We start from the raw sequence: 15708 nt of genomic DNA on the forward strand, positions 1-15708 counted from the left end.
TAATAGTAGAGTTAAGAATAGGAGATGAAATTATGACAGGAATTTTAACGACAACCATTCTCTCATTTATTTTGTATTTTGTCATTGCTGGATTTTTTGTGCTTAAAAACAAAAAATTTCGCATGACCACACTAAAAGCAGTTGGCATCGTATTTGCTACCCTTTTTATTATCGGCATTATTATCGTTTATATTTTCATGCCGGCAATTACAATTCCAACAATAACCATTGCTAACATCATTATCGGATTTGTTGGGATGGTCGGATTATATGTATTGACTTCTAGTCAGCCTTTTACAAAATCCAGTAAGCAATTTGATGCGATTACTGGGGCAATTATTTTATTCGCCATCATAGCTATTCCTGGATTCTTCGTAATGGGTATTTTCACCTTAGATGACACACATGATTCAATCACAACAGAAGAAGTAGATGAGGCAAAGCCATTGGATAAAGATGCAACACCGATCGTGGTATCACCAGAATCTGCTCGTAATAAAGTACAAAAGGCAATGAGTGTTGTACCAAATACACAATTCTATGATTTAGGTAAATTACAAGTTCAAAAAATAGGTGAAGATATCGTTTTTGTAGCACCTGTAGAATTTACTGGTTTCTGGAGATATTTCCGAGGCAAAGAGACAGAAGGTTATTTCACAATTTCGGCCACGGATGTCAATGCACAACCTGAGTTCCATAATAGTAATATGCGCTATACCAACTCTAGTTACTTTCATCATAATGTAACAAGAACGGTTTATAATGCTTATCCGGATTATATTCAAAGTGGTGAAGCCCAAATTGAAGTGGATGGAGAAGGAAAACCTTGGTATGTTCAAACTCTCTATAAACCAATTGGGATGACAAATAAACCAAATCTAGAAAAAATACATGTTGCTATGGTTGATCCAGTAACCGGCAATGTAAAATTATATCGAGCTAAGGAAGCGCCACGTTTCGTCGATGGGCCAATTAGTTCAGAAATGGCTTCAGATGAAAATGATTACTTTGGGAAGTATGTGCATGGATGGCTCAATTCTATCTTTGGTAAAAAGGATGTAAAAATTCCTAATGAATCTGGAACAGAAAGCAATGTAACGCCAATTTTTGATGAAAATGGAGAAATGCATTATTTCACAGATATGTCATCTCCAAAAGAAAATATTGACTCTGCACTTGGTTATACATTAATTAACGCAAGAACCGGTGAGTTAACCTATTTTAACGGGGATAAAAATAATGGAATTATGGACAGTAAAGGTGCAAAGGAAATTGTAAATAAAGAATTTCCTGAGAAGAATTGGACGGGGTCCATGCCAATTCTCTATAATATTGATGGCAATCCAACATGGGTTGTGAACGTGCTAGATCCCAATGGGCTATTTAAGCATTATGCTTATATCAAAGCTGCTGATTCAGACTTCGTTGTATTTGGAGACACGGCAAGAAGTACATTAGATGCCTATCGATTAGCACTAGCACAGGATCCAAGTAATGTGGAATCTACGGAAGAAGCAGCATTGGAAAAAAGAGCTGGTACGATCGAGAGAGTTATTGTTACGACACAAGATACAAAACAAATTGTGCAATTTTTACTTGAGGATGACCCGACGATTTATACGGTAAACTCTGGAAAAGCTCCTAAATCAATCTTCCTACAAACAGGAGACAAGGTTGAACTGGAAGCAAATATGCGGGACAATCAAACAGCAATTGTTGAGACAATAACCATCGATGCTCTTTCACAATAATGCTAACAACAGGCAAAGGACGTACTTAATCCTTTGCCTGTTGTTTTGTGGATTGCCTTCCTATCCAGATGAAAAATTTTGTTAGCCAATAAGCTAAAAAGGCTACCATAACATCAATTAGGAAAACATAGGTTAATGTCATCCATTTATGCAATTCTAATAAGTTTACAGCAATACTAAATGCACCGAACCCATAAGCAAAAAGAACAGAAAGTAAAATAGCATAGAAATAGTAGTTCTTTTTATGATTCGTACAGTATTGGTAAATGAACATAAATCCAACAGGCAGTATTACTGCTGTTACAGACAAACCAACAGGTATTAAGAAGGAAAAGCTATGGGGATGGACCAATAAATTATTTATACTTAAAAAGTTATTTGTATAGCCCCAAAGCATATGAATCGAATAGCCAAAAAACCCGATTTCAAAGACACGTCTTCGATCGATAAATAAGTATAAAATAACTAGCGGTACAATATAACTGGCAATATTAAACCAAAAATACCACGTATCAACACCAGAGGTTTGGTACCAGTATTCTGTTCGAAGGAATGAAAGTTGCTCCTTAAGTTCGTATATTTGATGATATAACGCATCAACATTCATCTGAATAACCACCTAATTACGCATTATTGTGGTTAGTTTAAGCTATTATTTTCTTCCTTATACAGAAAACACAGCAATTATTTGAGCTTATATACCCCGATTCTTTAACAACCGGAACAAATTCGTTAACCAGAATGCCAAACATGCTACTGCAAAATTAATGATACATAAGTAAGTTAAATTCATCCCCTGATGTAGTTTCAGGAAGCCTACTGCAAGGAACATAGAGTCAAGACCATAAGAAATGACGAGAGACAATAATAAAGCATAGAAATAAAAGTTCTTCTTTTGATTTGTGCAGTATTGATAAATAAATATAAAACTAACAGGCAAAACTACTGAAGTCACTGTCACATCGCTAGGAAGCAAATAAGTTAAACTATGGGGATGAACAAGATAATTATTACTTTCAAGAAAGCTATCTACTCTTGATGCTAAAATATGAACAGAATAACCATAGAAACAAATTTCAAATATTCTTTTCCGATCAATAACAATAATAAGGATAATTAATGGAAGTATAAAACACACGATATTGAACCAAAAATACCATGTACCTATATTCGATGTCATTTCCCAATACTGTTGCTGTAGTTCCCCTAATTATTCCTTCATCAAGCAGTAACTTATCAAATTTTTGGAATTTGCTTTAAGAATTATAAAAAAGCTGTCGATGCGATCGACAGCTGACAAACAGGTAATACCTTTACTCTTCGATTAATAAGGAAAGCTCTTCCCATCTTGCTATTTTCGCTTCTAGTTCCGCTTCTATTTCTTGTTGATCTTTATATAGCTGCTGTACAGTTTCAGCATCACTGCCAGCACCTGCAATATCAGACTGGACTGCTTCAAGCTTTTCTTCTAATTGCGTGATGACATCTTCAATTTCATTCCACTCTTTTTGATCTTGATACGACAATTTTTTCTTTTGTTTTTTCGGTTTGTTGTTTTTAGACTTATGAAGATCTTCAGATTTCGCAGCAGCTGTTTCAACTCCTTGCTTCTCCATATAATCCGTATAATTTCCATGATACGAACTTGTGCTTCCATTGCCATGAAAAATAAGTAAACGATCGACCACTCGATCTAAAAAATAGCGATCATGCGATACGGTAATGACAACACCAGGGAAATAATCCAGATATTCTTCCAATACACTTAGCGTTTGTGTATCTAAATCATTGGTTGGTTCATCCAAGAATAAAACATTGGGTTCTTTCATTAGCACTTTCAATAAATATAAACGCCGTTTTTCTCCACCAGATAATTTGCGAATATAGGTCCATTGTTCTGATCGAGAAAATAGGAAATGCTCTAGCATTTGTTCTGCTGTAATAACTGTTCCATCTATCGTATGAATGACTTCTGCTACTTCTTTAATATAATCAATGATTCGTAAATTACCGTCGAGCTCTTCGTCTCCTTGGGTATAGTAGCCAATTTTAACTGTTTCACCAATAGTAACTTCTCCACTATCTGGTGCAAAGCGGTTTGCCATTATATTTAGCAATGTCGTTTTCCCAGTTCCATTTGCTCCTACGATGCCCAAGCGGTCTCCCGGTACAATTAATTGATTAAAATCGGTTAGTACCTGATTGCCTTCATACGACTTTTCCACATGTTTCAATTCTATAACCTGTTTGCCAAGTCGAACAGAACCAACAGGTACATGAAGTGTCTCTTTCTTGGTATCAAAAGTCTGTTCCTTCATGTCATGCACGCGTTGAACTCTCGCCTTTTGTTTTGTAGAACGAGCTTTTGCCCCTCGTTTTAGCCAGGCAAGTTCTCTTCGTAATGTATTCGCATGCTTCAACTCATTACTTTTTTCTAACGCTTCCCGTTCCGCCTTTTTTTCAAGAAAGATCTCGTAATTCCCCATATACGTATACAACTTTCCTTTGTCTAACTCAAAAATACGATTGGTTACACGGTTTAAGAAATAGCGGTCATGCGTAACTAATAACAATGACCCTGGATAGGTGAGTAAGTACTTTTCCAACCATTCAATGGATTCATTATCTAAATGGTTTGTCGGTTCATCTAAGATTAACAAGTCTGCAGGCTGGATAAGTGCTTTTGCAATTGCAACGCGTTTTTTTTGACCTCCTGAAAGGGCTCTTACTGGTTTATTAAAATCGGTAATCCCCAGCTTGGTTAGTACTGTCTTTGCTTTTGTATTTGCCTCCCACGCACCCATTTCGTCCATTTTTTGTTGCATATGAAACAGATTGGCTTGTGCTGACTCACTCATTGCATCATGCTGTAAATCTATTAAAGCTTGTTCATACCCTCGCATTACGTTCATCATTTGCGAATCCCCATAATAGATTTGATCAATTACCTTTAAAGCAGGATCTAACTTTGGTTCTTGAGGCAAATATTCAATTTGATAATTTTTGGCATGTTGAATAACACCTTCTTCAGGAACTTCTATACCAGCAAGTGTCTTTAAGAAAGTTGACTTCCCCGTACCATTAACACCAATTAAACCTATTCTTTCCCGTTCCGTAATGGTACAAGATATTTGATCAAATAATGTCTTCTCTCCGAATGTTTTAGTTATATTTTCAACGGTTAACATACACGCTCATCCTTCAATCTCTATTGGTTCTTCCTTTTATCCATGTTTTAATAATCAGTACAATCAACAATAGCATCCAAGATGTCACAAGGTAAAATATAATTTTACTCGCTTCTGTCATCTCAGAAAAAAAAACAGCCATCGACGTCCAGACCACAGCAATTAGTACTAATTGACCAATTAATAGTTTCATATTCATCTCCCCCGAATTAACACCGAAACACGTATATTGCAACATGCTCTATGATTTCAGTCAAAAATGCCCCATTTATTCAGTTTATCCTATCGCTATTTATTTTTCCAACATAAGCTGGATAGCAGATACGTACTTACAATAATTATCTCAAAAAGAGCTCAGATCTTCTAACATAAAAAAACCCCAACGTAAACAGCATTCGATGATCCTGTCTACACGAAGGGGAGAATATGGTTTCTGTTGCATTTGATTATCAACCTATAAGGAACGTAATAAGTTTGCCATCTCAATAGCTGAGAGTGCTGCTTCTGCTCCTTTATTTCCAGCTTTTGTCCCAGCTCGCTCAATCGCTTGTTCAATCGTTTCGGTCGTTAGAATACCAAAAATAACAGGCTTTTCTGATTGTAGTGAAGCCTGCGATACACCTTTTGCTGCTTCATTACAAACATAATCAAAATGAGGAGTTGAACCTCGGATCACTGTTCCTAAGGTAATAATTGCATCATATTCTGTTTGTAAGGCCATTTTCTTAGCAACTAATGGAATTTCATATGCGCCAGGAACCCATGCAACAGTAATGTCCTGTTCTGCTATTCCATGTCGAGTTAAGGCATCCTTAGCCCCTTCTAATAGTTTGCTTGTTATAAAATCGTTAAATCTACTTACTACAATCCCTATTCGTAAATCGGTCCCTACTAAGTTTCCTGCTACAACTTTTGCCATCTTACTTACACTCCTCTACTCTTTTTGTTAAATAACTTATTAAATCTTCAATTGAGATCATGCATAATTGAAATTTGTCTGCCATTTTCTCCAAATCTGGCACTCTTGCCATCGTTCCATCCTCATTAATAATTTCACAAATAACCCCAGAAGGAGAAGCTCCACAAAGTTTTGCCAAATCTACAGATGCTTCGGTATGCCCTGGACGTGTTAGAACGCCGCCTTCTTTTGCAATTAAAGGAAATACATGTCCCGGCTGTTTAAAATCTTCTTTCATAGCAAACTTATTGACCAGTGCTCGAATGGTTGTAGCGCGTTCATATGCACTAATTCCTGTAGTCGTTTCTTTATAATCTATACTGACAGTAAAAGCTGTTGACAATGGATCGTTTGAATTCGAAGTCATTAAAGAAAGCCCTACTCTTTCTGCTACATCGGATTCAATGCTAGTACAGACGAGCCCTTTCCCATGGGTGATCATAAAATTTATCATAGTAGGTGTTATCCTATCAGAAAGGGCTACAAGATCTCCTTCATTCTCTCTATTTTCATCGTCCACAACAATAATTGCTTGACCAGCTTTTAATTGATCGATCGCTTCTTGGATTGTGTTCATTACTGTTCCCCCTTAAAAACCAGTATTTTTCAGGAAATCTTCATCAAGCTCCTGCGACTCGGTAGAATACGAAATAAGTCGGTCCACTTGTCTTGCAAGCACGTCACATTCAATATTGACGAGATTGCCTTTATCTTTTTTCCCCAATATCGTAGCAGAAGCTGTGTGAGGTATAAGTGATATTGTGAACACATTCCCCTGAACATGAAAGATGGTCAGGCTCACTCCATCAACTGCAATGGACCCTTTTTTTAATACATATCTCTCTAGAGCTTTATTCAACTCAATGTCATAATAGATCGCATTTTCCTTGTAATATTTTCCAACAACCTTTCCGGTTCCATCTACATGCCCAGTAACAAAATGACCTCCAAATCTACGATTAGCAGCCATTGCTCTTTCTAGGTTAACTGCAGAACCTGTCTTAAGTGTACGTAAAGATGTGGACGTTACGGTTTCAGGCATCACTTCCGCTGAAAAGCTCTTGTTATCAAAGGACGTAACGGTTAGACAAGTACCATTGACAGCGATACTATCACCAACTTCCATATCCATTAGTATCTTTTCAGCATTCACGGTTAATGACATCGCATATTTGGATAATTGTTCCATTGATCGAATGATACCTTTTTCCTCAATAATTCCAGTAAACAAATAATTCACTCCCTTTATCTCTTTGTAGTACTCGGGACATTAGTATACTTGGCAGAACGGACTTCACCAAGAAAAATAGCGAGAGTTTATACTGAGGATACCTTCCTTTATTCAGTATAAAAAAAGCCTCTGAATTCACTTCAGAGGCTTTACGTACAGAATTTTGATCAACACATGCTAAAACACGTATAGAAGTCATCCAATTTTTAAAATGACCAATAAACGTAATCAAATAATACTAAGTTACGATGCATGTTGAACGATTAAAATTCCTTCTCCCATCCAGACTTTAACTGTCGGCTCTGGAGTTGCACCAGATCCACCGCTTGGCATATTGCCGCACGGGTCACGGACTAAGAAGCCTATTGCTTCATCACCGCCGATTGGGAATTTCACCCGACCCCGAAGGAAACTAATTAACTATGAACTTGTAATACAGTTATATAATAAAATATGAAAAACCGCAACTCATTTATACTTTTAACTGATCAAAATTGGTTTATGCTCTTATATAAGTTGCTGCTTCATCATGTAGATTGCTTCGAACATTTACATTTTCATATGCCTGAAGTAAGAGATCAACAATATGAACAGCTTCCATTTCATTAGATCGTCCTTCACGTTCAATTCCTAGTTTCATTTGTAACAAACAGCCGGGATTAGCTGTAACGATTGTTTTCGCCTTCGTATTCTGTGCTTGCTCCATCTTGTAATCCAATATCTGCATCGACATTTCTGATTGCACAATATTGTAAATTCCTGCTGATCCACAGCATCGACCGGCATCCTTCATTTCTACATAATGTACACCATCGATGGATTCAAGCAGCTGTCTAGGTTCCATAAATGTTCTTTGACCATTTTTCAAATGACAGGAATCTTGATAAGTAACGATTTGATTATCCAAAGATAGTGGCTGTTTATGAAAATCCAATTCAATTAATATACTTGTTATGTCTTTAACCTTATTACAAAAACGCTTTGCACGAGTACTCCATTCTGAATCATTCTTTAATAAATGATCGTATTCTACTAAAAAGGCACCGCACCCTCCAGCATTCGAAATTATATAATCCACTTCCACTTCTTCAAATGCCTGAATATTGCGTTTGGCCATTTCTCTTGCCTGCTCCATTTCTCCACTATGCCCATGTAGAGCACCACAGCATGCTTGTAAAGAAGGTACGACAATTTCGCAACCTGCATACTGCAGCAATTTTACAGTAGCGTCATTGGTATGCATAAACATCGTGTCCATGAGACAGCCAGAGAAAAAAGCTACTTTCTTTTTTTTCTCTAATTTTAGAGGTTGTAAATGCCGAGGACGATCTTTCATTTGACTTTTCTTTGGGACGCTTGGCAACACCTTTTCCATTGAACGCATACTTTCAGGAAACAAGTTCATAACCCCTGTTGCTTGGGCAAGCTTCTGCGCACCAGACCGTTGATAAAAACTTAACAGCCCTGTTACCCCCATCATTCGATTTTGATATGGAAATATATTTTTAAAGAAGATGCCTTTGATTAGTTTTTCAGGTAAAGTTTGTTTCTTATGTTGATATATGGCATCTCTTGCCTGTTCTAATAACCTACCAAACTTTACGCCAGATGGACAAACTGGTTCACATGCTCTACAGCCTAGGCACATATCAATCGAATCCTTTACTTCTTGGCTAGGCTCAATCACTCCATCTACAAGCCCTTTCATTAAAGCAATCCGCCCCCTGGGGGAATGCACTTCGTTTCTTCCGGTTTCGATATATGTCGGACAGCTTGGTAAACAGAAGCCGCATCGTGTACAATTCATTAATTCATCATAATCCATCGTCTCTTGAAAAGCTTGCTGAATTTGTTGTTTTTCTTGTATATTCACTGGTGTTCCACCACCATTCTCTGTCTCCCTTTTGGTTCAATCATTTTCCCAGGATTCATAATTCCATTTGGATCAATCGCCTGTTTAATACTTCGCATTGCCTCAATCCCATGTTCTCCAGCTTTCAGGTGTAAATAAGGCAGCTTCATCATGCCTACTCCATGTTCTCCGGTAATTGTGCCACCTAATGCTACTGCCTGTTGAAAAATCTCTTCAAACGCTTTTTCTACTAATTCAATTTCTGCTTCATCCCTAGCATCTGTTAGACAAGTAGGGTGTAAATTACCATCCCCAGCATGACCAAATGTACAAATGTTTAATTGATATTTTTCTGCAATTTCACCAATTGCTTTTACCATTTTTGCAATTTCAGACCGTGGTACGGTAGCATCCTCCAAAATCGTAGTCGGCTTTAAACGGGATAACGCAGATAATGCGGATCTCCTTGCAGCGGTTAATTGCTCTGCTTCCTCCACTGTTTTCGCTACTTGGACGTCAAATGCGCGATTATCCTTACATAGTTCTTCAATCTTATCCATATCACGGTCTACTACTTCAGGTGGACCATCTTGTTCAATTAATAATACCGCCTTCGCCTCAACTGGCAAACCGATTTCAGCAAAATCTTCAACTACTTGAACAGTTGCTTGATCAAGAAATTCTAATGTTGCAGGAATAATTCGATTCGCAATAATTGCAGAAACGGTTTCAGCAGCTGCTTCTAAATCCTCATAAAGTGCTAGCATTGTCTTTTTTGTTTCTGGCTGAGGGATTAACTTCAAGATAGCTTTCGTAATGACTCCAAGTGTCCCTTCCGCTCCTATATATAACCTAGTTAAATCATAACCTGCAACATCTTTAGCCAATTTCCCACCTGTTTGGATGACTTCACCGTTAGGTAAAACAATCTCGAGACCAAGCACATAATCTCTAGTAACACCGTACTTCAATCCACGAAGACCTCCAGAATTTTCACTAATATTGCCGCCAATTTGTGAAATATGCATGGATCCGGGATCGGGAGGGTAAAACAAACCAACATCGATAGCAGCATTTAAAATATCTTTCGTATAAACGCCTGGTTCTACAGTCATGGTTAGATTTTCTTGATCTATTTCCAATATGTGATTCATGTGTTTAAATATAAGAACAATTCCACCTTTTGTTGGTGTCGTACCAGCGCATAAATTTGTCCCAGAACCACGCGGGACAATTGGAATCTTATGTTCATTACAAACCTTCACCACACCAGCTACCTCTTCTGTGTTGCGAGGGGCAACCATGGCATCAGGTAATGCTTGGAATCTTGCTGTAGAATCATAAGAATAAGCTAATAAGCTCGCATTATTATCCTCTACATTCTCAGCTCCAACAATGGCTAGCAATTTCCCTTTCACTTCACTATGTAACATATGCATTCTCCTATTTCATACTATTTTTATTTTATAAAATATTAACGAAAAAAAATATGTCTATAAACACAAATATTTTCATTAGATAACGGATACATTTGTACATATGCACAGTTACTATTCTTCCAGAGAAAATCGGAATCCTATATATAGGAGCATTAAATCATCAATACTTTTTAGATCAAGCTGCGTCCATGAAGCAATTCGATTTAAACGGTAGGTTAAGGTATTCTTATGAATATGTAAATGATCAGCAGTAACCTGCATCTGCATATCATGTTCAAACCAACTGTTTAGTGTATGCATCAAGACCTTATCGGTGATTAACTTCCCTAATGTCCGCTTAACAAATTGATGTTTCGTTTCAGAAGATAATTCATGTTGAAGCATCTCGAATCGTAAATCAGATTCAAATACAACAGGTGATTGCTGATTCGCATGTTCACATGCCTTTATTGCCTGTGAAAATGAATCAGATAGCCGCTCCGTACTTGTCTGTCTCCCAATTCCAGCATATAATCGGAACCCATTTATTTGCTCCACTCGTTCTAAGAAGTAATTGATTTTTTTTGATAGTCTGTATTGATCGATATCTTCAATAAGCATAACAATTCTATCTTGTCCCCATCGAATAAATAGCACCTCTATTGTATAATCCCAAATATTCTTGACCATTTCTAATTGGTGATAAGAAAGATTAAAATGGGTCTCCTTGCTTTTAAGCACGATAACTTGATGGTATTGGTACATATTAATTTGTAAAAAATTACTTCTCTCATCTAAACTTGTTAGATCAATGGTATGATTTAGCCAATCAAATATAAAAAATTCAATATCACGCATCTTACTTTCCTGATTGATTCTTGTTAGGGAATCATGGATAAATAATTCGGTTACTTTCTGGACAAGCATTGCATATGGTTCAACAATTTGTGGATCACCAGTAATACCCAGCACTCCTAAGGGAGCATCGTTAATAATGATGGGGATAACAATGCCGTGCCTTACACCTTGCAACTGATGAACCAATTGATCCGTCATAATCATCTTTTCTTTTTTTTGCATTGCAAGAAAAGCACCTTCATGAAAGATGCCAAGCCTTTCTGTGTTCGTGCTTGCCACAATAACTCCTTGTTCGTTTGTTAATATTACTTGTTCCTTTATTAAACGATTAATTTCCAGTACAATCGATTGGTATAATCGATCGGTTTGAAATAGACTGTCCATTTCCATTCACCCAATTCCTTTTATATACTATTCTTAGTATAAAATAGACTAAAAAATAAAACAGCCAGAAGTAAATTTCCTTCCAACTGTTTTCACCCTACTTCATCTTTTCAAATTCTTGAATCATTAACTCATAAGACATTGCCCCAAACGCTTTATAATGAATATAACCTTTTGAATCAATTAAATACGTTGTGGGAATTGGTTTTATTTGATAATTCTCACTGACTTTTCCGTCTTTATCTAAAAGTATAGGAAAAGATAACTTATATTCCTTGGCAAATTGCTGAACATCTTCTGCCTTTCTTTCCGTATCGGTTAAATTAACTGCTAGGATAACGATATCTTTATCCTCATAAAAACGTTGCATATCCGGCATTTCATTTCTACAAGGAGGGCACCAAGATGCCCAAAAGTTTACCATTACTTTCTTCCCTTTAAAATCTTCTAATCGATATTCCTTTCCATCCAGTCCCTTCAGTGTGAAATCAGGAGCAAGCTTCCCGACATGAATACCTGTATCCAGGTTAGTTGGCTTTATTGTATTATTCACTGGCTGTGTGTTTTTTTCTTCTTGGCGAGCTGAAAAATCACTAACAGAAAGGAAATAGATAATTCCAGCAACAGCAATAATGGAAACCAATATTCGTTTACTATGTTTCATACATGTCCTCCTTGAATTCCTTCATATATTATTTGGCTTTATTATTCCACATCAATTACGTCAACATACTACTTTGATATAATACTAAAAAAGGGGGACTAAATGGGATGTTGAGAAAAGGAAAATCCAATTGCATTACTGATATTTCTGGGGTATCCGTTGGGCATGTTACTTTACATCATCAAATCGATAAGGAAACAACAGTTTGTACTGGAGTGACAGCCATCCTCCCACATAATCGAAATGTTTTTCGAGATAAAGTGCATGCTGGTAGTGCTATACTAAATGGATATGGAAAAACAACAGGGCTGATCCAAGTAAATGAGCTAGGTCTCATTGAATCACCAATTATGTTGACGAACACTTTTAGTGTTGGTTATGTATGGCAAGGAACCATGGAATACATGCTTAAAACAACAGAAGAAATTGGTGATACCGCTAGTTCAATTAATATTGTCGTTGGTGAATGTAATGACAGTTATTTAAATTCAGCAAGGTATCCAGCCATTTCTCCAGTTCATGCTATAGAAGCCATTCAGACAGCAAGTACTTCCCCTGTAGAAGAAGGTGCAATTGGTGCCGGAAAAGGGATGGTCTGTTTTGGTTATAAAGGAGGAGTAGGTACTGCATCACGAATAGTAGAAGATCAAAATGAACAGTATCACATTGGCTGTTTAATTGTCAGTAACTATGGTAAACGCGAGGATGCACAATTTGCTTCCTGGCCAACTATAGAATTAGATACCCCTGATGGATCGATTATGATGATAATTGCAACGGATGCTCCTCTGTATGATCGTCAATTGAATCGAATAGCCAAACGTTGTGCAGCTGGTCTTGGACGAACTGGAAGTCACTTAGATAATGGTAGTGGAGATATCGCTATTGCGTTTTCTACCGCACATACCTATCACCAGAATAAGCAATCTATGAAAGCATCCTTGACCTACTTGCGTGATGAGCATCCAATTATGAATCAGTTATTTCAAGCAGTTACAGAAATAATTGAAGAAGCAGTCGTACGGTCATTAAAAACAGCCGTAACTACGGTTGGGAGAAAAGGAAGAATTATTGAAAGAGCACCTTTAGTATAATCACTTGGTACGAATGTTTTAAATTTAATGCACTGGGAATACACAGAGTACAACGTTATAAGAAAAACTCTGATGGAAAGGAAGAGTTCTCATATGAAACGCACAAATTTAAAACATTTTATTAATGGCGAATGGGTGGAATCGACTGGTTCCGAAACCATTGATGTTATTAATCCAGCAACAGAAGAAATAATCGGTCAAATTAGTTCAGGTACAAGCGAAGATTTAGATAAAGCAGTAGATGCAGCTAAAGCTGTACTTCCAGCATTTTCAAAAACAACGAAAGAAGAACGTATTCAAATGCTTGAAAGCATTGCTGCGGAATATGAAAAAAGAAAAGATGAATTTATTGAGGTCATGACTGCTGAATTAGGTGCTCCCCTGTCAATATCTGAAGATGTGCATTATCAAATGGGATATAATCATTTTACTCATGCAGCAGAAGCATTAAAATCCATTACATTTGAAGAGGAGCGAGGTGGACATACGATCCGTAAAGAATCCATTGGTGTTAGTGGTTTAATTACGCCATGGAACTTCCCTACCAATCAAACATCTACGAAGATTGCAGGAGCGATAGCAGCAGGGAGCCCAGTTGTTCTAAAACCTGCATCCATGACCCCGTTTGCGGCAATTATGCTAGCTGAAATTATTGATAAAGCTGGTGTTCCAAAAGGTGCATTCAACCTTGTAAATGGCACTGGTTCTACCATTGGCAATGGGATTAGTGCACATCCAGATATTGACTTTGTATCCTTTACAGGATCAGGAAAAGTTGGGGAGAAAATTATGCAAAATGGAGCAAAAACAATTAAAAAAGTAGCTCTAGAACTTGGTGGTAAATCACCACTTGTTGTTCTAGAAGATGCCGATGTTGAAGAAGCTGCAAAAACAGCAGTTTCCAATATTATGATGAATACAGGACAAGTTTGTTCAGCGGCAACACGTGCCATTATTCCAAGCTCTATGAAATCGGATTTTGAAGAAGCGATTAAGAAAGTATTACCTTCCTTTAAGTATGGAGATCCTCAACAAAAAGAAAATACAACAGGCCCACTTGTCTCCAAAGATCAATGGGATACTGTTCAATCCTATATCCAAAAAGGGATAGATGAAGGTGCAACATTGCTAGTTGGCGGTAAAGGAAAACCAGAAGGTCTAGAAACAGGATACTTCGCTAAACCCACCGTATTTACGGATGTATCCAATGATATGGCAATTGCTCAAGAAGAGATTTTTGGTCCAGTTCAAACAATCATCACATATGATGATTTAGATCAAGCAATCGAAATTGCTAATGACACCATTTACGGACTTGCGGGTTATGTAGTTGGAAAGGATAAAGAAACATTAACCTTTGTAGCTAATCATATTAAGGCTGGCCAAATCCAAATAAATAATGCACCAACTGACTTCTTTGCACCATTTGGCGGATATAAGCAATCTGGCATTGGCCGCGAATGGGGCGACTTTGGAATTGAAGAATATCTAGAAGAAAAAGCAGTGCTCGGGTTACCTTCTTAAGCAAACACAAAGGAGAGGTTCTTCCATATTGGAAGAACCTCTTTACATATTCGTTAATCTTCATCCTTCACATCTATATCCTCAGGAATAGGCTCATTTAAATAATCTTGTATCATTTTTCGATATTTCTCCATTTGTTCAAGATGAGTAGTGAATTGTTCTTTATTAATTAAATATTGATCTCCATCGTGAACCGCTCGAATTCTTCCCTGTAAAACAAGCGCATTAATCTTTTGTTCCTCCATAGATAAATAATCCGCTGTCTCCGATATGGTTAGATACATTGTCCTCCATCCCTTTCTATACATTTTGGAAATGTAACTTACCTAAGAAATTGTACCACTACCTTGCTTATGTCCTTCATTATACTATTCCAATACCTAGTCTAAAAACAAGAGAATCCCTAGTCAATTTCAACTCATTATTGTACCAGGATATCCCTATATTCCGGCGTTCTTTCCATTTTATTTTTGGCATAGGGACAAACAGGATTTACTTTTTTCCCTTCTTCTCTAGCATAATTCACGACTTCCTCTACCAACTTCCCCGCCACTCCTTGACCACGTAAGTCATCCGAGACTTCTGTATGATTGATAACAACATCCCCATCGTCAGAAAAACCATACGTTATGACAGCTTTTGGGTACTGTTCATCTTCCCCAAGAAAAAATTTTTGGTCACCTTTTTGAATGTTCATGCGATACTACTCCTTCTTCGAAATGTTTTATATACTAGTCTTAAACAAAACGAGGAATCTATGCAATATACAGTAATCCAATCAATTAT

General features: G+C 37.1%; 15 protein-coding genes, 1 pseudogene and 1 riboswitch. Of the genes and pseudogenes, 3 read left to right on the top strand and 13 right to left on the bottom strand.

Annotation, left to right across the window (positions count from 1 at the left end; genetic code table 11):
• The first annotated feature begins 32 nt into the window (after positions 1-32).
• Positions 33-1751: a hypothetical protein gene (locus M948_RS32535; RefSeq protein ID WP_021290648.1), complete on the top strand. Its 1719-nt coding sequence runs from the start codon at positions 33-35 to the stop codon at positions 1749-1751.
• Between the two features lie 25 nt (positions 1752-1776).
• Here M948_RS32535 and M948_RS32540 read toward each other — a convergent pair whose 3' ends face one another.
• The 11 genes and pseudogenes from M948_RS32540 to M948_RS32585 all read right to left on the bottom strand — a co-directional run bounded on the left by M948_RS32540 (position 1777) and on the right by M948_RS32585 (position 12304).
• Positions 1777-2358, bottom strand: coding sequence for a hypothetical protein (locus M948_RS32540; RefSeq protein WP_021290649.1), 582 nt, complete (start codon positions 2356-2358; stop codon positions 1777-1779).
• 87 nt (positions 2359-2445) lie between these two features.
• Positions 2446-2931: a hypothetical protein gene (locus tag M948_RS43195; RefSeq protein WP_148530750.1), complete on the bottom strand. Its 486-nt coding sequence runs from the start codon at positions 2929-2931 to the stop codon at positions 2446-2448.
• 133 nt (positions 2932-3064) lie between these two features.
• Positions 3065-4939, bottom strand: a complete 1875-nt coding sequence (locus tag M948_RS32545; RefSeq protein WP_021290650.1) for an ABC-F family ATP-binding cassette domain-containing protein — start codon at positions 4937-4939, stop codon at positions 3065-3067.
• Between the two features lie 13 nt (positions 4940-4952).
• The gene (locus tag M948_RS32550) at positions 4953-5132 is read right to left on the bottom strand and encodes a hypothetical protein (protein ID WP_021290651.1); all 180 of its coding nucleotides are present in this window, start codon (positions 5130-5132) and stop codon (positions 4953-4955) included.
• Between the two features lie 261 nt (positions 5133-5393).
• Positions 5394-5858 (bottom strand): 6,7-dimethyl-8-ribityllumazine synthase, encoded by a 465-nt coding sequence (gene ribE, locus M948_RS32555; protein WP_021290652.1) that lies wholly within the window; start codon positions 5856-5858, stop codon positions 5394-5396.
• 19 nt (positions 5859-5877) lie between these two features.
• Positions 5878-6474: pseudogene (gene ribB / locus M948_RS32560) on the bottom strand (3,4-dihydroxy-2-butanone-4-phosphate synthase); the annotation flags it as partial.
• 12 nt (positions 6475-6486) lie between these two features.
• Positions 6487-7128 carry a riboflavin synthase gene (ribE, locus tag M948_RS32565; protein WP_021290654.1) on the bottom strand — a complete coding sequence of 214 codons (642 nt, stop codon included), beginning with the start codon at positions 7126-7128 and terminating at the stop codon, positions 6487-6489.
• Positions 7129-7394: 266 nt separating this feature from the next.
• Positions 7395-7542, bottom strand: a riboswitch (FMN riboswitch).
• Positions 7543-7627: 85 nt separating this feature from the next.
• Positions 7628-8953 carry a (Fe-S)-binding protein gene (locus M948_RS32570; protein WP_051170060.1) on the bottom strand — a complete coding sequence of 442 codons (1326 nt, stop codon included), beginning with the start codon at positions 8951-8953 and terminating at the stop codon, positions 7628-7630.
• A gap of 44 nt (positions 8954-8997) precedes the next feature.
• Entirely contained in the window at positions 8998-10413 is a 1416-nt protein-coding gene (gene glcD / locus M948_RS32575; protein WP_021290657.1) for a glycolate oxidase subunit GlcD, read from the bottom strand.
• Positions 10414-10530: 117 nt separating this feature from the next.
• Positions 10531-11640, bottom strand: coding sequence for a CdaR family transcriptional regulator (locus M948_RS32580; RefSeq protein WP_160807432.1), 1110 nt, complete (start codon positions 11638-11640; stop codon positions 10531-10533).
• Between the two features lie 97 nt (positions 11641-11737).
• Positions 11738-12304, bottom strand: coding sequence for a TlpA family protein disulfide reductase (locus tag M948_RS32585; RefSeq protein ID WP_021290659.1), 567 nt, complete (start codon positions 12302-12304; stop codon positions 11738-11740).
• Between the two features lie 107 nt (positions 12305-12411).
• Here M948_RS32585 and M948_RS32590 point away from each other — a divergent pair, with 107 nt between their 5' ends.
• Both M948_RS32590 and M948_RS32595 read left to right on the top strand, forming a co-directional pair.
• Positions 12412-13398 (top strand): DmpA family aminopeptidase, encoded by a 987-nt coding sequence (locus M948_RS32590; RefSeq protein ID WP_021290660.1) that lies wholly within the window; start codon positions 12412-12414, stop codon positions 13396-13398.
• Positions 13399-13491: 93 nt separating this feature from the next.
• The gene (locus M948_RS32595) at positions 13492-14922 is read left to right on the top strand and encodes an aldehyde dehydrogenase family protein (protein ID WP_021290661.1); all 1431 of its coding nucleotides are present in this window, start codon (positions 13492-13494) and stop codon (positions 14920-14922) included.
• Between the two features lie 53 nt (positions 14923-14975).
• Here the strand turns inward: M948_RS32595 and M948_RS32600 are convergent, their stop codons facing one another.
• Both M948_RS32600 and M948_RS32605 read right to left on the bottom strand, forming a co-directional pair.
• Positions 14976-15206 carry an excisionase family DNA-binding protein gene (locus M948_RS32600; protein ID WP_021290662.1) on the bottom strand — a complete coding sequence of 77 codons (231 nt, stop codon included), beginning with the start codon at positions 15204-15206 and terminating at the stop codon, positions 14976-14978.
• A 137-nt stretch (positions 15207-15343) separates the two neighbouring features.
• The gene (locus M948_RS32605; protein ID WP_021290663.1) at positions 15344-15619 is read right to left on the bottom strand and encodes a GNAT family N-acetyltransferase; all 276 of its coding nucleotides are present in this window, start codon (positions 15617-15619) and stop codon (positions 15344-15346) included.
• Positions 15620-15708 lie beyond the last annotated feature (89 nt).

The sequence above is a fragment of the Virgibacillus sp. CM-4 genome, from assembly GCF_000445495.1.
Classification (GTDB): Bacteria; Bacillota; Bacilli; order Bacillales; family Amphibacillaceae; genus Virgibacillus; species Virgibacillus salexigens.